Source organism: Pseudomonas sp. LBUM1670, assembly GCF_059695695.1.
In genome coordinates this window covers 4,932,181-4,953,017 of record NZ_CP166783.1, presented here as the reverse complement: position 1 = coordinate 4,953,017, position 20,837 = coordinate 4,932,181, and the positions used below count along the sequence as shown (strand labels likewise).

The window sequence follows — 20,837 nt, the reverse complement described above, 5'->3', positions numbered from 1 at the left end:
CTCCCGGCTGGACTGCCTCTCGTCATTAAGGTAGCTTTGCCGGTTACGCGGGAGCGTTCCAGCTCCTAGAATCAGGTTTTTTCAGCGCGCAGCATTGATACCCGTCAATCGTCGACGCGCACGGCCTGGCCGGGCATCGCCCGCGCTTCAATCATTCATCTGTCACTGACCCAAGGTTCTCCATGGCTCAATACGTCTTCACCATGCATCGGCTGGGCAAAGTTGTTCCGCCGAAGCGGGAAATCCTGAAAAACATTTCACTGTCCTTCTTCCCTGGCGCCAAGATCGGCGTGCTCGGCCTCAACGGTTCGGGTAAATCCACGCTGCTGAAAATCATGGCCGGCGTCGACACCGAGTTCGAGGGCGAAGCCCGTCCGATGCCGGAGCTGAACATCGGCTACCTGCCGCAAGAGCCGATCCTGGACCCGACCAAGACCGTGCGTGAAGTGGTCGAGGAAGCGGTCAGCGTGATCAAGAACGCTCAGGCACGCCTGGACGAGGTCTACGCGGCTTACGCTGATGAAGATGCCGACTTCGACAAACTGGCAGCCGAACAGGCCAAGCTCGAAGCCATCCTGCAAGCCAGCGACGGTCACAACCTGGATCGCCAGCTGGAAGTCGCCGCCGATGCGCTGCGCCTGCCGGCCTGGGACGCCAAGGTCGAATTCCTCTCCGGTGGTGAAAAGCGTCGTGTGGCCCTGTGCCGCCTGCTGCTGTCCGCCCCCGACATGCTGCTGCTCGACGAACCGACCAACCACCTGGACGCCGATTCCGTTGCCTGGCTGGAGCACTTCCTGCACGACTTCCCGGGCACCGTCGTTGCGATCACGCACGACCGGTACTTCCTGGATAACGTCGCTGGCTGGATTCTGGAACTCGACCGCGGCGCGGGCATTCCTTACGAGGGCAACTATTCGGGTTGGCTTGAAGCCAAGTCCGATCGTCTCGCTGCCGAATCCAAGCAGCAGTCGGCTCACGAAAAAGCCATGAAGGAAGAACTGGAGTGGGTGCGCAAAGGCGCCAAGGCCCGCCAGTCGAAATCCAAGGCTCGTCTGCAACGCTTCGAAGAAATGCAGTCGCAGGAATTCCAGAAGCGTTCGGAAACCAACGAGATCTACATCCCGGCCGGTCCGCGCCTGGGTGACAAGGTCATCGAGTTCAAGAACGTATCCAAGGGCTACGGCGATCGCGTGTTGATCGATAACCTGTCGTTCTCCATGCCAAAAGGCGCCATCGTTGGTGTGATCGGCGGTAACGGTGCCGGTAAATCGACCCTGTTCCGCATGCTGATGGGCAAGGAAACTCCGGATTCGGGCAGCATCGAAGTCGGCGAAACCGTGCAACTGGCGTGTGTCGATCAGAGCCGCGAAGACCTGGACGGCAGCAAGACGGTGTTCCAGCAAATCTCCGACGGTTCGGATCAGATCCGCATCGGCAACTACGAGATTCCGTCGCGCACTTACGTCGGTCGCTTCAACTTCAAGGGCGGCGATCAGCAGAAGTTCGTCAAGGACCTGTCGGGTGGTGAGCGCGGTCGCTTGCACCTGGCCCTGACCCTGAAAGAGGGCGGCAACGTCCTGCTGCTCGACGAACCGTCCAACGACCTCGACGTCGAAACCCTGCGTTCCCTGGAAGAAGCGCTGCTGGACTTCCCGGGCGCCGCCATTGTGATCTCTCACGATCGGTGGTTCCTTGACCGCGTCGCGACTCACATCCTGGCGTACGAAGACGACTCGCAAGCGGTGTTCTTCGAAGGCAACTACACCGAGTACGAAGCCGATCGTCGCAAACGCCTCGGCGAAGCCGCTGCCCAGCCACACCGGGTACGCCACAAGAAACTGGCCTGATTTCAGGTTGGTTGCATGAAAAACGGAGCCTTTGGGGCTCCGTTTTTTTTTGTGATTTCAGTATCACCGCGGCGCGGCCTTCGCGAGCAAGCCCGCTCCTACATTTGATCACGGTGATCCGCAGAATCCCTTGTGGGAGCGTGCTTGCTCGCGAAGGCGTCATTCAGGTCACCCGATCTCTATCGCCAGAACCTCAATCACCAAATCCCCCACCGGCCGCTTCCACACCACCTCATCCCCCACCTTCGCGCCAAGCAAGGCCCGGCCCAGCGGCGAGCCCCAATTGACCAACCCGCTGGCGGCATCCGCCTGATCCTCGCCCACCAACTGCACGCGTTGTTCGTTGCCCTGATCATCGGCAAAGGTCACCCAACTGCCTATCTGCACTTTATCGGTGGAGGAGGCGGGTGTGACCAATTGAGCGCTTTGCACGCGTTGGTTGAAATACCGCCAATCACGCTCAAGGTCGGCCTGGCGTTGTTTGTCGGCCAGATCACCTTTTGCGCTTTGATCATTGAGCAAGTTTTGCACCTCGACGAGTCTCGCTTGAAGCTGCGCGAGACCCGCGGGCGTGACGTAATTAAGCTGCGCGCTGACCTGCCGTTCGACTGGCTGATCGGCTTGCGCGGCAGCGTTATCTTCATTGACGAAGGCGCGACTCATGGTTTTTTCTCCCGTTATAGGGTTTGGGCCATGGTCACTGTCTTTTAGTTTCGACGGATGTCTGGAAGCGACTCATTGCGAGCGAAACGCACGGGCGGCGTCCTGGTCTTTCTGTTGCTGCCAGGCTTTTTCACGCTCGTCCCAATGGTGGCTGCGATAGTCCTCGCGGTCTTCGCTTTCGCGCATGGCCTGGCATTGGCGGAAACCGTCGCTCCAGCCTTCGGCGTATTGCTTGTCCTTGAGGTAGCGGGGGACGTTCTTGCGAAACTCGCCGGTGATCGCCCCGGCAGCTTGCCGGCCACTGCTGCAACCGTCATCGAAGCCATCGGCGAACGCCGGCGGATAACCCTTGGCAATCAGGTCTTCGTGGGTCGTCTGGCAGCCCATGATCAACATCAATAAACCCACCACACCCACGCAACGCCACATCTCGGACTCCCGGCCGTTTAACGGCCTATAAGTGAAGTCTAGGAGTGGATTCGTGAGGTGATTGTGAAAGGTCTGTGATTATTCTGTTGGCCAACACTTATCCCCTGTGAGAGCGGGCTTGCTCGCGAAAGCGGTGTGTCAGTCACCATTAATGTTGAATGACACACCGCTTTCGCGAGCAAGCCCGCTCCCACAGGGGGATTTGCGTTAATAGTGATACCACTTCACCTCAAGCATCACTTCGTTTTCAGGCGAAGCCAAATGGCTGAATTCACGCTGGGCGCTCAGGCGCAGACCGAGGTTGCGCGACAATTCCCATTGCTGGTTCAGACTCACGCTACGACGCACTTCGCCATTGGTGAAGAAATCCCCTTTGGCCTCCAGGCTGAAATTGCCCAGCGGGTTTTTCCACAGCACGCCGCTGTTGAAACCTGCCGCCGGGGCGATGAAACCGGCGAAGTCATTGTTGTGCTCAACGCGCACGGTGCCCAAGGCAAAACCGAGCATGTCCTCGCTCAGCTGCCAGGTGCCACCGCCACCGCCGTTGACGTGACTGACAAGGGTTTCATCGTCATGTTTGCCCGGCACACGCTCCAGGCCACCGGTGACTTGCCACGACAGCGGTTGCAACAGCTCGTTACGCGGGGTCAGGGAGCGAATGGTCGCCAGATCCAGTTGCTGCAACTGCCAGTCATTGCCTTCGTACTGGCGCAGTTTCATCTGCAGGATTTCAATCTGTGCGCCGAGGGGGAAGCTTTCCGAGTTGTCGTTGAGGTCGTGATAGGCCATGCGCAGGCCATATTCCCCAAACGCCTTGTCGCCCCGGGTGCCGATGCCGGCCTGCCAGGTACGGGATTCATGGCCGTCCTCGGGCAGGCCGGGTTGCGGAATCTCCAGCTCGGGTGCCGGGTTCTGGTTGATCGCCCGTAGCAATTCGAAACTGCGCTGAGCCCGTTGCGGATCGCGCTCCTGGCCGTTGGCGCGGTAGCGTTCGAGTCGGTAAGCCGCATCGATGATCAGCGCCTGACGCTCGCGTGGTTGCGTCTTGAACGCCGGTTCCTGCAATAGTTTCTGATCGGCGCTGACTTTCAGCACCCACTGCTGTTCTTCATTGGTCAGCGGCTCGGCGCGGCTCAGCAGCTCACGCTCGCGGGACGGCCGATACTGGATGGATTCCACCAGGCCTGCTTCTTTCACGGCTTTGACGGTATCGGTTGGAATCGCGGTCAGCGGGAATTGTTCGGTCAGGCGCAGGCTCGGGCGCGCTACCTGCAGCAGTTCCAGCAGGCGATAGGAGCAGTTTTCGTCGAAGAAGAAATAGTCGAACTGGATCTGTTTCAGTTCCCAGACATGCTCGACCATGCGCTCGGTTTCTTGTTGCGTCAGGTTCAGCCGGTATTCCCACAGGTCACGGTTCTCGAGACTGCGGTATTCCGAGAGTTTTTCCTGATACGGCACCAGCGCAAACAGGCCCGGATAGCCGCCCATCAAGCCCTTCCAGGCATACAGGATGCTGTTGTCCGAACCTTCGATATAGGCGCCGAAGTTGATCGCGTAGCTGAGCAAAGATGTTTTGTCGCTCTGCACATTCGCCTGATCGATGCGCAGCAGGGTGTGGCCGAACATCGAGGACGGGCTGTTCAGATAGGCCGCCGGGAAGATCATCACCGCGCTGTGGGGCGAGACATCCTTGAACCATTGCTTGAAATCGGCGCAGTCCAGTGTCGGCAGACCGGTCAGATTGAGTTGTGCCTTGAGCCAGCGAGTACGCGCCGGGTAGACGCATTGCGCGTGCTTTTCGCCCGCACTGGCCGGGGCGTACAGCGCTTGCACGGTGGCCGCCAGTTCGCGGTCAGGATGTTCGTTGCCGTCGGGCGCCAGAAAGAACTTCCTGTCGCTGACATAGCTGCGCCAGCCGCCGAGCTTGGCGGTTTCGTAATGACCGAGGGAAATCCAGAAGGGATCGTTGGCCAGTTGCTGCAAACGTTGATTGTCGATGTGTGGCGCGGCGGACAGCGGGGCGCAGACACAGAGCGCCAGCCAGGCAAGGCGTTTGAGCATAGTGGGCAACTTAGAAATTCGAGAATAAAGACCCAAAGAGGGCAGGTCAAAAAAATAAAGCCCGCTCCCGAAAAGGAGCGGGCGGGTCGAGCTTATGCTTGAGTTGCGTACTTGGCCAGACGGGGATCGGCCTTCAAAACGGCCAGGGTGTTGGTATGCACGTCATCAGCGGTCACGTCAGCCTTGCTGAAGATCTGCTGGAAGTGCTCGTGAGTCACGGCGGCGAAGTGCGCACGGTCTTCCGGCGCCACGCCCAGTACCACGGCGTAGGTAGTCAGCGCTTCGCCGTTACCTTTGGCCATGTCTTCGGACAGCTCGTTCATCATGCCATTCATGGCAATCCAGGATTTGCCGCCATAGGTCAGCGACGCATTAGTCGAGCAACCGTTGGTACCGGAGGTCATACCGAAGGTTGCGTTGCCGGAAGTGCCGTTGGTGGTGGAGGCCAGAAAGTGAGCCGGGGTGCCACGCTGACCTTCGAACAGCATGTTGCCCCAACCGCAATCCGGACCGCCTGGCGCTTGTGCCATAGCGTTGAGGGATACAACGGTGAAGAGAGTACCGAGAAGAATCCGTTTCATAGCTTTGTTCTCTTTATGTGCATACCAATGGACGAGGGGTCTGGCCCGATCTGGCGCCAGTGGGCCGGTTATTGTTCCAGCCGCGCAGTTTGGAGTTTAGGCACGTTCCAGGGGTTCCGTGATTTTTTGCGAAATATTCGTGGGAAACGCTGATTTAGACCCGGCCCGCCTGGGGATGCCGGTTTGGCTATGCTTTGGCTAAAGGCGCACCTTGCAAGTGAGGTATAGGCAGCGCCAGAATGCCGCTATCTGCCCCGCCTGATGTAAGGAAGCCCGATGCCTGATCCTGTTGCTGCCAGCTTGCGTCTAGCGCCCGAAGCGCTGACCCGTCCGTTTTCCGCTGAACAGTTCAGCTTCTCTACCACCAATGATCTGGAGCCCTTCCGCGGTGTGCTTGGCCAGGAACGTGCGGTCGAAGCCTTGCAGTTCGGTGTGGCCATGCCACGCCCCGGTTACAACGTATTTGTCATGGGCGAACCTGGCACCGGCCGGTTTTCGTTCGTCAAACGCTACCTGAAAGCCGAAGGCAAACGCCTGCAAACCCCGGCGGACTGGGTCTACGTCAACAATTTCGATGAGCCGCGCGAGCCCCGCGCCCTGGAATTGCCTTCGGGAACGGCCAGTGCGTTCATCGGTGATATCAACACGTTGATCGACAACCTGGTGGCGACGTTCCCCGCGGTATTCGAACACCCGTCCTACCAGCAGAAGAAAAGCGCCATCGACCGCGCTTTCAACCAGCGCTACGACAAGGCGCTGGACATCATCGAGCGCCTGGCGCTGGAAAAGGAAGTTGCGCTTTACCGCGACGCCAGCAACATCGCGTTCACCCCGATGAGTGAAGGCAAGGCCTTGGACGAAGCGGAATTCGCCCAGTTGCCGGAAGCCGATCGCGAGCGTTTTCACGAAGACATTTCCGGTCTGGAAGAGCGACTGAACGAAGAACTCGCCAGCCTGCCGCAATGGAAACGTGAGTCGAGCAATCAACTGCGCCACCTCAACGAAGAAACCATCACGTTGGCCTTGCAGCCGTTGCTGTCGCCGTTGTCGGAGAAATACGCCGAGAACGCGGCGGTGTGCGGTTACCTGCAGGCGATGCAGGTTTATCTGTTGAAAACCGTGGTCGAGCAACTGGTGGACGACAGCAAGGTCGATGCCGTTGCCCGCAAGATGCTGGAAGAGCAATACGCGCCAAGCCTGGTGGTCGGTCATTCGGCCAGCGGCGGTGCGCCGGTGGTGTTCGAACCGCACCCGACCTACGAAAACCTGTTTGGTCGCATCGAATACAGCACCGATCAGGGCGCGCTCTTCACGACTTATCGTCAATTGCGACCGGGCGCGCTGCACCGTGCCAACGGCGGTTTCCTGATTCTCGAAGCGGAAAAAATGCTCAGCGAGCCGTTTGTGTGGGATGCGCTCAAGCGCGCCCTGCAATCGCGCAAGCTGAAAATGGAATCGCCACTCGGCGAGATGGGCCGTTTCGCCACCGTTACCCTGACACCGCAGCACCTCCCGTTGCAGGTCAAAGTCGTCATCATCGGCGCACGTCAGCTGTATTACACGCTGCAAGACCTCGATCCGGACTTCCAGGAGATGTTCCGCGTTCTGGTGGATTTCGACGAAGACATCCCGATGGTCGATGAAAGCCTGGAACAGTTCGCCCAGTTACTGAAAACCCGCACATCCGAAGAGGGTATGGCGCCTCTGACCGCCGATGCTGTGGCGCGTGTGGCGACGTACAGTGCGCGTCTGGCTGAGCATCAGGGACGTTTGTCGGCGCGGATCGGTGACCTGTTCCAACTGGTCAGCGAGGCGGATTTCATTCGTCACCTGGCGGGCGACGAAATGACCGACGCCGGGCACATCGAGCGTGCGCTCAAGGCCAAGGCCACCCGCACCGGGCGCGTTTCGGCGCGGATTCTCGATGACATGCTGGCCGGGATCATCCTGATCGACACCGATGGCGCGGCGGTCGGCAAGTGCAACGGGCTGACAGTGCTGGAGGTCGGCGACTCAGCGTTCGGTGTGCCGGCGCGGATTTCCGCCACGGTGTATCCGGGCGGCAGCGGCATCGTCGACATCGAGCGCGAAGTTAACCTCGGCCAGCCGATACACTCCAAAGGCGTGATGATCCTCACCGGGTATCTGGGCAGCCGTTACGCCCAGGAGTTCCCGCTGGCGATTTCCGCGAGCATCGCGCTGGAGCAGTCCTACGGTTACGTCGATGGCGACAGTGCGTCGCTGGGTGAGGCGTGTACGTTGATTTCGGCCTTGTCGAAAACGCCGCTCAAGCAGTGCTTTGCGATCACCGGTTCGATCAACCAGTTCGGTGAAGTGCAGGCGGTGGGCGGGGTCAACGAGAAGATCGAAGGCTTCTTCCGCCTCTGCGAAGCCCGCGGGCTGACCGGTGAGCAAGGGGCGATCATTCCTCACGCCAACGTGGCCACGCTGATGCTGGACGAGAAGGTGTTGGCGGCGGTACGCGCGGGGCAATTCCATGTCTACGCGGTGCGTCAGGCCGATGAGGCGTTGAGCCTGTTGGTCGGCGAGCCTGCCGGTGCGCCGGATGAGAATGGCGAGTTCCCAGAAGGCAGCGTGAATGCGCGGGTGGTCGAACGCTTGCGGGTGATCGCGGAAATGATCAGCGAAGAAGACCTCAAGGAAGCCGAGAAAGAAGCGGCGCAGGAAGCGTTGGTGGAAACCAAACCGGCCTGACACAACTCTGAGGATCACACCGATCTACTGTGGGAGCGGGCTTGCTCGCGAAGGCGTCGTGTCAGTCACCATCAATGTTGAATGACACGACGCCTTCGCGAGCAAGCCCGCTCCCACATTGGTATCCGGTTAAACCTGAGAGCGTGCCATTACCCTGACTTCAAGCCTCACGCAGTGACCATTCGGCGCATTCTGGTCTCAGTTGACGTGCTGGTCAGACTTTTCTTCTATTCTGAGCTCTAGGATATCGACAGTTATCACTGGATCGAGACAGCTCTCCCGTGGGGGCTGAATACCGGATCTAACGAGGGTCGCTGCCATGTCGCGCAACCTCTGCCTCACCCGTCAATGCCTGGGTCTTGTGACCCGTATCGAGTGTGCCATCAAGCCATTGGCTGGCGATACGGGCATGTGGACCTTACTCTTCGCCGCCGGAATGGCCGGCGAACAACCGTCAGCCATCAAAGCCCAGGGCCCGTTTCATGGCCCCTTCGTGGCTGAATCAATCCTCGACACCATTGTTGAAAGCCTGACCCTGCACGGCTACGAGCTGGCGGACGATCCGCAAATCTGGTGCCTGCACCTGCAAGCCCAACTGCGGGAAATCAATGGCGGACGTTGCCGCAACCTGGGCGGTTTCGAGTTTCGCCCCGACCATTGAGAGGGCTATTGGGCAAGGCTGGACGTGTCAGCCTTGTCCAGCTTGACCTCGAAACCATATTGCACGGTGGTGAGGTCGGTTCGCTGATAGGTTTCCAGGCGTGTGGGCAGGCCATAGAAGTAATGCACGCCGAATAGCGCCGGGCCTTCTGCGCTCGCGTCGTGAATGACCGAAAGAATCTCCTTGAGGTAGTGACCGCTGTCGTCCCTGGCGAAAAAGCGCCAGTCCTGGGCGGGAAACATCTTGAGATCAACCACCAGCGCATTGCCTTTCAATTCCAGGCCTTTGGGTAGTTGATGGGCGTCGAGTGTTTGCTTGTCGACCGTCGCCAGGAACAGCGGCATGGAGCCCACCGCGTAGGCCGGCGTTTGCGCAAACAGGTTCAGATCGTAAGTGATGATGCCGCGCAGGGGATCGATCTGATACGCCTCCGGCGGCAGCTCGATCGGCTCATCGCGTTTACCGCTGCTGTCCTCGGTAAAGAAACTGACCGGGCTATCGCCGGGGTTGAAGGAAGTGCCCAGCAGTTCATCGTTGAAACTTCGGGTGTGATCGAATTCGATGCGCGCGGCGCTCGGGTCATCGACCGATTGCCGGATGCTGACGCTTTTTTTCAATTGCTCCTCGCTCAGCGTCGCGCCTTTGAGCCAGGTCGGGGCCTGATCGTCGTATACCACCACGGGCAAGGTCAGTGGCTGGATGGTTTTTTCGGTGGTGTGCTGGTCGAAGCGACGGACTGGCAGGTCCAGATCCTTGCGTGTGACCGTGGCCGCCGAGAAGTCGAGCAGGCTGACTTCAAGGGTATCGATCGGCCCGTTGAAATAGACCTTGGAGTAATGGTTTTTTTGTTGCTTCTCAAAGGCGCGCTGCTCTTCGTCGAGCTGTTTTTCGAACGTCTCGCTCCAGGCCTTTTGCTGCTGCATTTTTGCGAGCTGTTTTTGATAGAAGGCAATTTGCGCGGCGGTTTCGTTAATCGAGCCCGAGCGCAAAAGAAACTGCCCGGTGGCGTCCTTCGCCTGGACGATCAGCGGGTTGAGTGGCGTTTCGCCGACCTCGGGTGCCAGCGGTGCGCTGTTGTTGAATTCGATTTCGGCGTAGTTGTTTGCCAGCTTCAGCAGAGTGACGCTGAGGTTATCGTTGGTGCGGGTCTGGCCAACGTCCTTTTTCGTCAGGTCGAAGCTATAAAGCCTGCGCGGCGCGATGACTTCCACCTTGCCTTGCAGGCTGACGGGCTGCGGCTGGTTCTTGTTTTCGACGTCCAGGCCATCGATGAACGGATAGGTTACTGTCAGGTCATCAGGGTTGGTCAGACTGGAGCTCGACGGACTGAGCTGGATGCCCGGATCGGTTTCCGACCATTCCGGCTGAAACGGAATCACGCGTTTGTTGCTCAGGGTCACCGACTGCCATTCCAGCCCATGGGGAAAGAGAAATGTGGCCGGAATGTCGAAGTTGAAGGGGAACACCGGTTGCAGGTCGGTCAGGTAATCGGAGCTGGAATCCTTGTGCAACACCATCAGGCCGTTGATGTACGTGTCGACCAGGGCCTGGGGCGTGGGATAGTGCTTGAGCACGGCGAGGACGTCTTCGCCGTACTCGGTTGCCACGGTTTTGCTGTCGAGTTTGAGTTGTGCACGCTCGAGCAACAGCAGCGAGCCACCCAGTTCGGCCACGGCAACCTTGAGTTTCGGGTCCTGAATGGCGTCCAGGGACTTCTCGAACTGCGCGGTCTTTTCCTCGAGGCTGACCTGGCGTTTGTCATCGCCGGGTGAGCAGCCGCTCATCAGCAGAACCAAGCCCATTGCGGCGCTCGTTAAAGGCAATCGCACATCCATTTCCAGTCTTCCTGTCCGATGTCGCGGAGCTGTCAATGGTTTGGACACTAGCAGAAAAACCTTGTCACACACGCGCAGGTGGCGGATTTTCCGATGGTTTCTGGGTGCAACAGGCGGCTGGTATACTCGCGGCCATTTACAGCCCAATGTGTGAGATTCAATGGCTGGGCACCATGGATTCGTCTTCATTGAAGATGAAGGTCGCGGCGTCCATCGTGGCGATTTCGTCCATTCACCTGCTGCGGGTTTTCATGGACGCCAGGAACGTCGATCCCGAGCATTTGAAGTGGTACGTGATCATTCACATGACCTTCGTGGTGTCGGCCTTTGCCATGGGTTACCTGGACAAACTCACCAAGCACTGATTCGCACTGACCATGTGGGAGCGGGCTTGCTCGCGAAGGCAGCACCGCGGTTTACCGTCAGACCGAGTTGATGCCTTCGCGAGCAAGTCGAATCGTCGCACCGCCGCTCCCACAGGGAGAGTTGTGAAACAGACGGGCGGTGGCGTTTATGGCTTGTACTTTGAAGCGCTGAGGCCTATGCCTGTAAGGATGTTGTCTCGCCACTGTATGGGGTGCGTTCCATGAACTTCGATGAGTTACGTGCTTATGCCATCGCCGGGAAAATCGATGAGCTGAACCTGATCTCCATGGAAGGCGGGATCTACTTGCTGGAGGCGCGCATGCATGGTTCTGCGTACCCCCTGAGCGATGCCCGCGGCCAGGCCGTTCACCTGCGTTCGGTCGAGCATGCGCGTGAAGTGCTTCATGCCTTTCCTACCTTGCCGTTCAACCTTGTGCACACCTCGGTTCATGATGAAATGTGCGGGTTGGGTGCGAATGCGGAGGAAAGCCTGAAGGTGCCGATCAACATCGGTTCTGCCTGGCGGCACTGACACCCTCATCAGCGCAACGACATCTGTGCTAGTCTGCTGGCCCTTTTGGTTCCGGGCGCTCCGGGACGCGCTGTGCACGCACGGCAAGTTCCAGGGCCGTCCGCACAGCGGAGCAGTGTCATGTCCGAAGTAAATCTGTCCACCGACGAAACCCGCGTCAGCTACGGTATTGGCCGTCAGCTGGGCGACCAGCTGCGCGACAACCCGCCGCCGGGCGTTAGCCTGGACGCGATCCTGGCAGGTCTGACCGACGCATTCGCCGGCAAGGAAAGCCGTGTGGGTCAGGAAGAAATGTCCGCGAGCTTCAAAGTCATTCGCGAAATCATGCAAGCTGAAGCGGCCGCCAAAGCTGAAGCGGCTGCTGGCGAAGGCCTGGCCTTCCTGGCTGAAAACGCCAAGCGCGATGGCATCACCACCCTGGCTTCCGGTCTGCAATTCGAAGTGCTGACCGCCGGTGAAGGCGCCAAGCCGACCCGTGAAGACCAAGTGCGTACTCACTACCACGGCACTCTGATCGATGGCACTGTGTTCGACAGCTCCTACGATCGTGGTCAGCCTGCTGAATTTCCGGTGGGCGGCGTGATCGCTGGCTGGACCGAAGCCCTGCAACTGATGAACGCCGGTAGCAAATGGCGTCTGTACGTGCCGAGCGAACTGGCTTACGGCGCTCAAGGCGTTGGCAGCATTCCGCCGCACAGCGTACTGGTCTTCGACGTCGAGCTGCTCGACGTTCTGTAAGCCCTGCGTGTGGGAGTGGCCCGGTAAATGTGGGAGCGGGCTTGCTCGCGAAGACGGAGTGTCAGGCAACATTAGTGTTGAATGTCAGATCGCTTTCGCGAGCAAGCCCGCTCCCACAGGGCCTGCTCCGACACCTTGCTTGTACGCTTCATACTTCGATCTTGTGGTGCAGCTCACTTGACGGGCGCAACGCCCGGGCATAGCAGAACAGAAACAGATTGCGCACCAGTTCCTTGAGTACCACCGGCTCGCTGGAACTCAAGCCGTTGACGTCCAGATCACCCTGATCCTGCAGCTCGTTCAAGGCTTCTTCCTCAAGCACCGCACAGACTTCCCCGGTTTCCCGATGCAGGATTCTGAGGTAGGGGTGTGGGCGGTCCAGCCAGGCATCGATCAAATAAGTCATGGGTCTCATCTCCATTGATGGATTTCAATGAGAATAATTCCTATTCATCAAATAGCAAGGACCTATTGGCGGTTTGTGATTTTTTCCGGGTAAGGATTGCCTAAGGTCAAAACGGCTGGCGTTTGGCTACTGCGAGGAAAATGCCGGGTGAAGCGGGGGAGGGAGAAGCGCCATCCCACGGCGGGCGCGGGATGGAGTACAGCAGGTTCAGACTTTTCTGACGAACTCGGATTTGAGCTTCATCGGGCCGATGCCGTCGATCTTGCAGTCGATGTCGTGGTCGCCATCGCACAGACGGATGTTCTTGACCTTGGTGCCAACCTTGACCACCAGCGACGTGCCTTTGACCTTGAGGTCCTTGATCACGGTGATGGTGTCGCCGTCCTGCAGGACGTTGCCTACCGAATCCTTTTTCACGGTGTCATCGGACGCTGCTTCAGCTTCGCCGCTGGCGGACCACTCGTGGGCGCACTCTGGGCAGATCAGCTGAGCGCCGTCTTCGTAAGTGTATTCGGATTTGCATTTCGGGCAGGGTGGCAACGTGCTCACTAAAGCTCCTTGGATTCAGGATCGCTAAAAAGCGCACATTGTATAGGGTTTTAGACGGGAGAGGGCATGGCGGTGACGAACCTGTGGGAGCGGGCTTGCTCGCGAATGCGGTGTCTCAGTCACTGACGATGTCGACTGACGGATTGCATTCGCGAGCAAGCCCGCTCCCACAGTTTTAGTGCGTGCGGGCTACCGCAAACTCGCTCAATTCCACCAACGCATCGCGGTATTCGCTGGCAGGCAGCGCGTCGAGGCATTTGATCGCACGGGCCACATAGTCGCGGGCCAGTTGCGCGGTGTACTCAAGGGAGCCGGAAGCCTCAACGGCCTCGCGAATGCTTTCCAGGTCCTCAATGCCGCCTTTCTGGATCGCCTTGCGCACCAGTGCCGCCTGTTCCGGCGTGCCTTCGCGCATGGTATAGATCAGCGGCAGGGTCGGTTTGCCTTCGGCCAGATCGTCGCCGACGTTCTTGCCCAGGGTTTCCGCGTCGCCCTTGTAGTCCAGCAGGTCGTCGACCAGTTGGAAGGCCACGCCCAGGTGATCGCCAAAGGTGCGCAGGGCTTCGGCCTGTTCTGGAGTGGCTTCGCAGAGGGCTGCGGCGCTGTGGGTCGAAGCTTCGAAGAGCATCGCGGTCTTGCCACGGATGACTTCCATGTAGGTTTCTTCGGTGGTGCTGGCGTCGCGGACCTTAGACAGCTGCAACACTTCGCCTTCGGCGATGATGCGCGTGGCTTGCGAAAGGATCTTCATGACCGGCATGGAACCCAGTTCGACCATCATTTCGAAGGAGCGCGAATACAGGAAGTCGCCTACCAGCACGCTCGGCGCGTTGCCCCACATGGCGTTGGCGGTCGAGCGGCCACGGCGCATGCCGGACATGTCGACCACGTCGTCGTGCAGCAGGGTGGCGGTGTGCAGGAACTCGATGGTCGCGGCCAGCAGACGCAGGTCGTCGCCTTCGCGGCCAAGGGCCTTGCCACACAGCAGCACCAATAAAGGACGCAGGCGTTTACCGCCAGCCGAGGTAATGTAGTCGCCGATTTTCGATACCAGCGGCACTCGGGAAGTCAGCTGCTTCTTGATGATGCCGTCGACGGCGCTAAAATCGTCCGCCACCGCGCGGTAGAAAGCTTGGGGTTGCATCAGCGACAGTCGCTCCAGAAGGGTTGCGCGGCATGCTAGGACCCACGTCGGCGGGTGTCAAGGCGCGATGGACGGCCTCTTGCATCGCTCCGGCAGCTTGCGTACAATCGCGCACCCTGAACTTCCTGGGCAGCACCTGCCTTACGCAATTGCAAACAGGCCTTCCAGCCTTATGCAGCCATGCCAGCCAATACCTCTTCTTATAAAGAGCTGGGTGAGCAGGATTATCGGAGAAATACCATGTCGTACGCAGTAATTGTTACTGGTGGCAAGCAATACAAGGTCGCCCCAGGTGAATACCTGAAGATCGAAAAACTGGAAATCGCTACTGGCGAATCCGTTACTTTTGATCGCGTTCTGTTGGTCGCCAATGGCGATGACGTGAACATCGGCGCTCCAGTTGTTGCCGGCGCTACCGTTGTGGCTGAAGTGATCTCCCAAGGTCGTCACGATAAAGTCCGCATCATCAAGTTCCGTCGTCGTAAGCACCACATGAAGCGTATGGGCCACCGCCAGTGGTACACCGAGATCAAAATCACCGGTATTCAGGCTTAATTTCAGCCTAATTCCTCACTAGGAGAATTGACTCATGGCACACAAAAAAGCTGGTGGTAGTACCCGTAACGGTCGCGACTCAGAAGCCAAACGCCTTGGCGTGAAGATGTATGGCGGCCAGGTTATCATTCCGGGCAACATCATCGTGCGTCAGCGCGGCACCCAATTCCACGCCGGTTACGGTGTTGGCATGGGTAAAGATCACACTCTGTTCGCTAAAATCGACGGCGTGATCAAGTTCGAAGTAAAAGGCGCTTTCAATCGCCGTTACGTGAGCATTGTCCCGAAGACTGAAGTCGTCGCGGCATAATTACGTAGATGCTGGAAAAGCCCTGTCTCGCGACGGGGCTTTTTCGTTTGTGGGGTGAGTCTCTTGCAAAGCTGTTTGTAATGGGCTCCAGCGCTGGATTTGCGGTCGTTGATTGAGGTCGCTGCGCTCATTTTTGCAAGAGTCTTATGTCTGGATTTTTTCGGCTCGTCCGTATGGCGAGAGGCGTTTTGTTATGAAGTTTGTTGATGAAGTATCGATTCGAGTAAAGGCCGGTGACGGCGGCAACGGTTGCATGAGCTTCCGTCGCGAGAAATTCATCGAGAACGGTGGCCCGAACGGCGGTGATGGTGGTGATGGCGGCTCGGTCTACATGATCGCCGACGAAAACCTCAACACCCTGGTCGACTACCGCTATACCCGGCATTTCGATGCCGAGCGCGGTTCCAACGGCGGAAGCACCGACTGCACCGGCAAGAAAGGTGAAGAGCTGGTGCTGCGTGTTCCGGTTGGCACCACGGTCATCGACGCCGCCACTCAAGAAGTGATCGGCGACCTGACCAAGGCTGGCCAGAAATTGCTGGTGGCTCACGGTGGCTGGCACGGTCTGGGCAACACCCGTTTCAAATCCAGTACCAACCGCGCTCCGCGTCAGACGACTCCGGGTAAACCGGGTGAGGCGCGTGACCTGAAGCTGGAAATGAAGGTGTTGGCGGACGTCGGTCTGCTGGGCTTGCCGAATGCGGGCAAAAGTACCTTCATTCGTTCGGTATCGGCCGCCAAGCCGAAAGTCGCCGACTACCCGTTCACCACGCTGGTGCCGAACCTGGGTGTGGTCAGCGTCGATCGCTGGAAGAGCTTCGTGGTCGCGGACATCCCGGGTCTGATCGAAGGCGCTTCCGATGGCGCAGGCCTGGGGATTCGCTTCCTCAAGCACTTGTCGCGTACCCGCTTGTTGCTGCACCTCGTGGACATGGCGCCGCTCGACGACACCAGTGCCCCGGATGCGGCTGAAGTGATCGTCAGCGAACTGACCAAGTTCAGTCCGTCTCTGGCTGAGCGTGATCGTTGGCTGGTGCTGAACAAGTGCGACCAGATCCTCGAAGAAGAGCACGATGCTCGCGTCAAGGAAATCGTTGAGCGCTTGGAGTGGACGGGTCCGGTTTACGTGATCTCCGCGATCTCCAAGCTCGGCACCGAGCGTCTGTGTCACGACATCATGCGTTACATGGAAGATCGTGCCGATCGCCTGGCGAACGACCCTGCTTACAAGGAAGAGCTGGCCGAACTCGATCAGCGCATCGAAGACGAAGCCCGTGCTCAGCTGCAGGCTCTGGATGACCAGCGTGCCCTGCGTCGCAGCGGCGTGAAGTCGGTCCATGACATCGGCGACGATGATTGGGACGAAGAAGACGTGGATGATGAAGACGGTCCGGAAATCATTTACGTGCGCGACTGATTCGTTGCGATAAACTAAAACGCCGCTCACTAGAGCGGCGTTTTAGTATCTGGAAATCGGTAGTCACGAATAACGTTACGGACAGCGCTGGGTCGCGCTGTCCTCAAGCTAAGGTTGAAGATGATGCGGAGCAAGGTGACAGGTGCGCAGCGTTGGGTCGTGAAAATCGGCAGCGCTTTGCTGACGGCGGACGGCAAGGGCCTGGATCGCGCGGCAATGGGTGTCTGGGTCGAGCAGATGGTGGCCCTGCATGAAGCGGGCATCGAGCTGGTGTTGGTGTCCTCCGGGGCGGTGGCAGCGGGCATGAGCCGTCTAGGCTGGACCGTACGACCCAGTGCGATGCACGAACTGCAGGCGGCTGCCGCCATCGGTCAGATGGGCCTGGTGCAGGCTTGGGAGTCGAGCTTTGCCGAGTATGGTCGGCACACTGCGCAGGTTCTCCTGACGCACGACGACTTGTCCGACCGCAAGCGCTACCTGAACGCCCGCAGCACCTTGCGTGCCTTGGTCGAGTTGAAAGTGATCCCGGTGATCAACGAAAACGACACCGTGGTTACGGATGAAATCCGTTTCGGCGACAACGACACGCTGGCGGCGCTGGTGGCCAACCTGGTCGAAGCTGATTTGCTGGTGATCCTTACCGATCGCGACGGCATGTTCGACGCCGACCCGCGCAACAACCCCGACGCCCAGCTGATCTACGAAGCGCGTGCCGATGATCCGGCGCTGGATGCGGTGGCGGGTGGTACTGGCGGTGCGCTGGGGCGCGGCGGCATGCAGACCAAGTTGCGCGCGGCACGACTGGCGGCGCGTTCTGGTGCGCACACCATCATCGTTGGCGGGCGCCTTGAGCGTGTGCTGGATCGCCTGAAGGCGGGCGAGCGCATCGGCACCTTGCTGTCGCCGGAGCGCGGCATGTTGGCAGCGCGCAAGCAATGGCTGGCGGGCCATCTGCAAACCCGCGGCACGCTGGTGCTGGATGCGGGTGCGGTGACGGCGTTGTCCCAAGGCAACAAAAGCCTGTTGCCGGTCGGCGTCAAACTGGTCCAGGGCAGTTTCCGTCGCGGCGAAATGGTGGTTTGCGTGGCGCCGGACGGTCGTGAGATTGCCCGTGGCCTGGCCAACTACAGCGCGCTGGAAGCGCAGAAAATCATCGGTCAGTCGTCTGAGGCGATTGTCGGTCTGTTGGGTTACATGGCGGAGCCGGAACTGGTCCATCGCGATAACCTGATCCTGGTCTGAAGGAATACCTGAATGCGTGGGGCAAAAGGATTGTTGGGTCTGCTGTTGGCGATGCCGCTGCTGGCCTCGGCCGAGGAAATCGGTCAGGTGTCGACGGTGTTCAAGTTCGTCGGCCCGAATGACCGCATTGTGGTCGAGGCGTTTGACGATCCTAAGGTCGAGGGTGTGACCTGCTACCTGTCGCGCGCCAAAACCGGTGGCGTAAAAGGTGGGCTGGGGTTGGCGGAAGATCGTGCCGAAGCGTCTATTGCGTGCCGCCAGGTCGGTCCCATCAACTTCAAAGGCGAGTTGAAGGATGGCGAAGAGGTGTTCAAGGAGCGTACATCGCTGGTATTCAAGACCATGCAGGTGGTGCGCTTCCTCGACAAGAAACGCAATACGCTGGTGTATCTGGTGTACAGCGATCGCTTGATCGAAGGCAGCCCGCAGAATGCGGTGACAGCGATTCCGATTTTGCCGTGGACACACAATCAATAAGCTAACGAAGATCTAAATGTGGGAGCGGGCTTGCTCGCGAAGAGGGAGTGTCAGTCGGCATTAATGTTGGCTGATACACCGCCTTCGCGAGCAAGCCCGTTCCCACATTTTTTTTGCGTTGCGTTTGTTAAATCGCAGGCAATAAAAAACCGACCCTGAGGTCGGTTTTTCAACAAGCTTATCGCTTATGCGGCAACAGCAAGGTTCAGAGCCTTGACGTGACCGTTCAGGCGGCTCTTATGGCGAGCAGCCTTGTTCTTGTGGATGATGCCTTTATCGGCCATACGGTCGATAACTGGCACGGCCAGAACGTAAGCAGCTTGAGCTTTTTCAGCGTCTTTTGCGTCGATGGCTTTAACTACATTCTTGATGTAGGTACGAACCATGGAACGCAGGCTGGCGTTGTGGCTGCGACGCTTCTCAGCCTGTTTTGCACGTTTTTTGGCGGAAGGTGTGTTGGCCACCGTCGAGCTCCTCGAAAGACTTTTTAGGAAATAGCAAACAAAATAGGCCGCGAATCATGCCGATGAGTTGATGTCTTGTCAAGGGCGGTTGAGACGTTCCGCTAAGTGGTAGGTATAAAGAGGCGGGATATTTATTTCCGGCGCTTGACCTGTAAACTCGCGAGCTTTGGCTCTGTGCTGCTGCGGCGCGGAGTATCGCATAAGTGGGCGCGTTGTTCGCCTGCTGTTTATCGACAGGCACAAACTCTTTCAATGAATCTGCTCAAATCGTTGGCCGCCGTCAGCTCTATCACGATGCTTTCCCGGATTCTGGGGTTTGTTCGTGACACCCTCATTGCGCGGACATTTGGCGCGGGAATGGCGACGGACGCCTTCTTCATCGCCTTCAAACTGCCCAATCTGCTGCGCCGGATCTTCGCCGAAGGGGCCTTTTCCCAAGCGTTCGTGCCGATTCTTGCCGAATATAAAAGCCAGAAGGGCGAGGAGGCGACGCGCACCTTTATTGCCTACGTTTCCGGTTTGCTGACACTGGTGCTGGCGCTGGTCACCGCGTTGGGCATGCTCGCGGCGCCATGGGTGATCTGGGCGACAGCGCCAGGCTTTACCAACACCCCGGAAAAATTCGAGCTGACGTCCAGCCTGTTGCGGGTGACCTTTCCTTACATACTACTGATCTCCCTGTCTTCACTGGCCGGGGCGATCCTCAACACCTATAACCGCTTCTCGGTGCCAGCCTTCGTGCCGACCTTGCTCAACGTTAGCATGATCATCTTTGCGCTGTTCCTGACGCCTTATTTCGATCCGCCGGTCATGGCTCTGGGCTGGGCGGTGCTGGCTGGCGGTCTGGCGCAATTGCTTTATCAGCTGCCGCACCTGAAAAAAATCGGCATGCTGGTGCTGCCGCGCCTGAACCTGCGCGACAGCGGGGTCTGGCGGGTCATGAAACAGATGCTGCCGGCAATTCTCGGCGTTTCGGTGAGCCAGATTTCGCTGATCATCAACACCATTTTTGCGTCGTTCCTGGTCGCCGGTTCCGTGTCGTGGATGTATTACGCCGACCGTTTGATGGAATTGCCATCCGGGGTGCTGGGCGTGGCGTTGGGCACGATTCTGCTGCCGACGCTGGCCAAGACCTACGCCAGCAAAGACCGCGCCGAGTATTCGCGGATTCTCGATTGGGGACTGCGCCTGTGCTTCATGCTGGTGTTGCCGTGCTCGCTGGCGCTGGGGATTCTGGCTGAGCCGCTGACGGTTTCGCTGTTTCAGTACGGCCAGTTCAGCGCCTTCGATGCGGCCATGACCCAGCGGGCGTTGATTGCCTATTCCGTTGGGTTGCTCGGGATTATCGTGATCAAAGTGCTGGCGCCGGGCTTTTATGCGCAACAAAACATCCGCACGCCGGTAAAAATCGCAATTTTCACGTTGATCGTTACGCAGTTGTTCAACCTGGTGCTGATCGGTCCGCTGGCCCACGCCGGGCTGGCGCTGGCGATCAGCGCCGGTGCCTGCCTCAACGCGGGGCTACTGTTCTATCAACTGCGCAAGCAGCAGATGTACCAGCCACAACCGGGCTGGGCGAAGTTTGGCGCCAAGCTGGTGATCGCGGTGTTGGTAATGTCCGCAGTGTTGCTGGTCGGGATGCACTTTATGCCGGCCTGGGATCAGGGGCACATGCTGGAGCGGTTCCTGCGTCTGGGGGCTCTGGTGGGCGCTGGGGTGGTCTCGTATTTCGGGATGTTGCTGTTGATGGGCTTCCGTTTGCGCGACTTCAATCGCAAGGCGCTGAGCTGAGGCTTTTGCCTCGATAAACACGGGCGGGCGAGCAGTTTTGTCGGCTCGATCACT

At 58.7% G+C, this 20,837-nt stretch carries 20 protein-coding genes and 1 pseudogene; 12 read left to right on the top strand and 9 right to left on the bottom strand.

The genetic code is table 11. The annotated features are described in order from the left end of the window. The first annotated feature begins 182 nt into the window (after positions 1-182). Complete coding sequence (gene ettA / locus ACA073_RS22635; RefSeq protein ID WP_497399611.1) at positions 183-1,847, top strand: energy-dependent translational throttle protein EttA; 1,665 nt, start codon at positions 183-185, stop codon at positions 1,845-1,847. A gap of 168 nt (positions 1,848-2,015) precedes the next feature. Here the strand turns inward: ettA and ACA073_RS22630 are convergent, their stop codons facing one another. From ACA073_RS22630 to ACA073_RS22615, 4 genes are all read right to left on the bottom strand, one after another. Continuing rightward, positions 2,016-2,510, bottom strand: a complete 495-nt coding sequence (locus ACA073_RS22630) for a GreA/GreB family elongation factor (RefSeq protein WP_497399609.1) — start codon at positions 2,508-2,510, stop codon at positions 2,016-2,018. 72 nt (positions 2,511-2,582) lie between these two features. Next, positions 2,583-2,939, bottom strand: a complete 357-nt coding sequence (locus tag ACA073_RS22625) for a hypothetical protein (RefSeq protein ID WP_497399607.1) — start codon at positions 2,937-2,939, stop codon at positions 2,583-2,585. A gap of 207 nt (positions 2,940-3,146) precedes the next feature. Continuing rightward, entirely contained in the window at positions 3,147-5,000 is a 1,854-nt protein-coding gene (locus ACA073_RS22620; protein ID WP_497399606.1) for an Lnb N-terminal periplasmic domain-containing protein, read from the bottom strand. 92 nt (positions 5,001-5,092) lie between these two features. Further along, positions 5,093-5,581, bottom strand: coding sequence for a DUF3015 domain-containing protein (locus ACA073_RS22615; protein WP_461953154.1), 489 nt, complete (start codon positions 5,579-5,581; stop codon positions 5,093-5,095). 276 nt (positions 5,582-5,857) lie between these two features. Here ACA073_RS22615 and ACA073_RS22610 point away from each other — a divergent pair, with 276 nt between their 5' ends. Beyond that, on the top strand, positions 5,858-8,296 hold the full coding sequence (locus ACA073_RS22610) for a Lon protease family protein (RefSeq protein WP_497399605.1): 2,439 nt from the start codon (positions 5,858-5,860) through the stop codon (positions 8,294-8,296). A 319-nt stretch (positions 8,297-8,615) separates the two neighbouring features. Continuing rightward, positions 8,616-8,957: a PA4575 family protein gene (locus tag ACA073_RS22605; RefSeq protein ID WP_017340866.1), complete on the top strand. Its 342-nt coding sequence runs from the start codon at positions 8,616-8,618 to the stop codon at positions 8,955-8,957. A 5-nt stretch (positions 8,958-8,962) separates the two neighbouring features. On the opposite strand, the gene ACA073_RS22600 is transcribed toward ACA073_RS22605, so the two are convergent. Beyond that, a complete protein-coding gene (locus ACA073_RS22600; protein WP_497399603.1) occupies positions 8,963-10,792 on the bottom strand; it encodes a hypothetical protein in 1,830 nt (609 codons plus the stop codon). Positions 10,793-10,944: 152 nt separating this feature from the next. Between ACA073_RS22600 and ACA073_RS22595 the strand changes: the two are divergent. The 3 genes and pseudogenes from ACA073_RS22595 to bamJ form a co-directional block, all read left to right on the top strand. Further along, positions 10,945-11,157 (top strand): annotated as a pseudogene (locus ACA073_RS22595) (YqhA family protein); the annotation flags it as partial. Between the two features lie 221 nt (positions 11,158-11,378). Beyond that, positions 11,379-11,690, top strand: a complete 312-nt coding sequence (locus ACA073_RS22590) for a DUF6482 family protein (RefSeq protein WP_497399601.1) — start codon at positions 11,379-11,381, stop codon at positions 11,688-11,690. 120 nt (positions 11,691-11,810) lie between these two features. Further along, positions 11,811-12,428 (top strand): BamJ family beta-barrel-assembly machinery protein, encoded by a 618-nt coding sequence (bamJ, locus tag ACA073_RS22585; RefSeq protein ID WP_149418390.1) that lies wholly within the window; start codon positions 11,811-11,813, stop codon positions 12,426-12,428. A 148-nt stretch (positions 12,429-12,576) separates the two neighbouring features. Here the strand turns inward: bamJ and ACA073_RS22580 are convergent, their stop codons facing one another. From ACA073_RS22580 to ACA073_RS22570, 3 genes are all read right to left on the bottom strand, one after another. Further along, positions 12,577-12,834, bottom strand: coding sequence for a PA4570 family protein (locus ACA073_RS22580; protein WP_497305573.1), 258 nt, complete (start codon positions 12,832-12,834; stop codon positions 12,577-12,579). A 207-nt stretch (positions 12,835-13,041) separates the two neighbouring features. Then, positions 13,042-13,383 carry a zinc ribbon domain-containing protein YjdM gene (locus ACA073_RS22575; protein ID WP_462007552.1) on the bottom strand — a complete coding sequence of 114 codons (342 nt, stop codon included), beginning with the start codon at positions 13,381-13,383 and terminating at the stop codon, positions 13,042-13,044. Positions 13,384-13,558: 175 nt separating this feature from the next. Continuing rightward, complete coding sequence (locus ACA073_RS22570; protein WP_017340860.1) at positions 13,559-14,527, bottom strand: polyprenyl synthetase family protein; 969 nt, start codon at positions 14,525-14,527, stop codon at positions 13,559-13,561. Between the two features lie 240 nt (positions 14,528-14,767). On the opposite strand from ACA073_RS22570, the gene rplU reads away from it, so the two are divergent. The 5 genes from rplU (at position 14,768) to ACA073_RS22545 (ending at position 18,528) form a co-directional block, all read left to right on the top strand. After that, positions 14,768-15,082, top strand: coding sequence for a 50S ribosomal protein L21 (gene rplU, locus ACA073_RS22565; protein WP_003176051.1), 315 nt, complete (start codon positions 14,768-14,770; stop codon positions 15,080-15,082). Between the two features lie 34 nt (positions 15,083-15,116). Next, positions 15,117-15,392, top strand: a complete 276-nt coding sequence (gene rpmA, locus ACA073_RS22560) for a 50S ribosomal protein L27 (RefSeq protein WP_003215862.1) — start codon at positions 15,117-15,119, stop codon at positions 15,390-15,392. A 193-nt stretch (positions 15,393-15,585) separates the two neighbouring features. Continuing rightward, positions 15,586-16,809 (top strand): Obg family GTPase CgtA, encoded by a 1,224-nt coding sequence (gene cgtA / locus ACA073_RS22555; RefSeq protein WP_497399599.1) that lies wholly within the window; start codon positions 15,586-15,588, stop codon positions 16,807-16,809. A 123-nt stretch (positions 16,810-16,932) separates the two neighbouring features. Next, entirely contained in the window at positions 16,933-18,051 is a 1,119-nt protein-coding gene (proB, locus tag ACA073_RS22550) for a glutamate 5-kinase (protein WP_497404200.1), read from the top strand. Positions 18,052-18,063: 12 nt separating this feature from the next. Next, on the top strand, positions 18,064-18,528 hold the full coding sequence (locus ACA073_RS22545) for a CreA family protein (RefSeq protein WP_497399597.1): 465 nt from the start codon (positions 18,064-18,066) through the stop codon (positions 18,526-18,528). A 185-nt stretch (positions 18,529-18,713) separates the two neighbouring features. Here the strand turns inward: ACA073_RS22545 and rpsT are convergent, their stop codons facing one another. Next, on the bottom strand, positions 18,714-18,992 hold the full coding sequence (gene rpsT, locus ACA073_RS22540) for a 30S ribosomal protein S20 (RefSeq protein WP_008154937.1): 279 nt from the start codon (positions 18,990-18,992) through the stop codon (positions 18,714-18,716). Between the two features lie 252 nt (positions 18,993-19,244). Here rpsT and murJ point away from each other — a divergent pair, with 252 nt between their 5' ends. Beyond that, complete coding sequence (murJ, locus tag ACA073_RS22535; RefSeq protein WP_497399595.1) at positions 19,245-20,783, top strand: murein biosynthesis integral membrane protein MurJ; 1,539 nt, start codon at positions 19,245-19,247, stop codon at positions 20,781-20,783. Positions 20,784-20,837: the final 54 nt, after the last annotated feature.

Coding starts and splice junctions, on each gene's coding strand:
- ACA073_RS22590 (WP_497399601.1), top strand. CDS start 11,379: ATGAACTTCGATGAGTTACGTGCTTATGCCATCGCCGGGAAAATCGAT.
- ACA073_RS22620 (WP_497399606.1), bottom strand. CDS start 5,000: ATGCTCAAACGCCTTGCCTGGCTGGCGCTCTGTGTCTGCGCCCCGCTG.
- rplU (WP_003176051.1), top strand. CDS start 14,768: ATGTCGTACGCAGTAATTGTTACTGGTGGCAAGCAATACAAGGTCGCC.
- ACA073_RS22580 (WP_497305573.1), bottom strand. CDS start 12,834: ATGACTTATTTGATCGATGCCTGGCTGGACCGCCCACACCCCTACCTC.
- proB (WP_497404200.1), top strand. CDS start 16,933: ATGCGGAGCAAGGTGACAGGTGCGCAGCGTTGGGTCGTGAAAATCGGC.
- ACA073_RS22610 (WP_497399605.1), top strand. CDS start 5,858: ATGCCTGATCCTGTTGCTGCCAGCTTGCGTCTAGCGCCCGAAGCGCTG.
- ACA073_RS22625 (WP_497399607.1), bottom strand. CDS start 2,939: ATGTGGCGTTGCGTGGGTGTGGTGGGTTTATTGATGTTGATCATGGGC.
- ACA073_RS22605 (WP_017340866.1), top strand. CDS start 8,616: ATGTCGCGCAACCTCTGCCTCACCCGTCAATGCCTGGGTCTTGTGACC.
- cgtA (WP_497399599.1), top strand. CDS start 15,586: ATGAAGTTTGTTGATGAAGTATCGATTCGAGTAAAGGCCGGTGACGGC.
- ACA073_RS22545 (WP_497399597.1), top strand. CDS start 18,064: ATGCGTGGGGCAAAAGGATTGTTGGGTCTGCTGTTGGCGATGCCGCTG.
- ACA073_RS22570 (WP_017340860.1), bottom strand. CDS start 14,527: ATGCAACCCCAAGCTTTCTACCGCGCGGTGGCGGACGATTTTAGCGCC.
- ACA073_RS22600 (WP_497399603.1), bottom strand. CDS start 10,792: ATGGATGTGCGATTGCCTTTAACGAGCGCCGCAATGGGCTTGGTTCTG.
- ACA073_RS22630 (WP_497399609.1), bottom strand. CDS start 2,510: ATGAGTCGCGCCTTCGTCAATGAAGATAACGCTGCCGCGCAAGCCGAT.
- rpmA (WP_003215862.1), top strand. CDS start 15,117: ATGGCACACAAAAAAGCTGGTGGTAGTACCCGTAACGGTCGCGACTCA.
- murJ (WP_497399595.1), top strand. CDS start 19,245: ATGAATCTGCTCAAATCGTTGGCCGCCGTCAGCTCTATCACGATGCTT.
- ACA073_RS22615 (WP_461953154.1), bottom strand. CDS start 5,581: ATGAAACGGATTCTTCTCGGTACTCTCTTCACCGTTGTATCCCTCAAC.
- bamJ (WP_149418390.1), top strand. CDS start 11,811: ATGTCCGAAGTAAATCTGTCCACCGACGAAACCCGCGTCAGCTACGGT.
- ettA (WP_497399611.1), top strand. CDS start 183: ATGGCTCAATACGTCTTCACCATGCATCGGCTGGGCAAAGTTGTTCCG.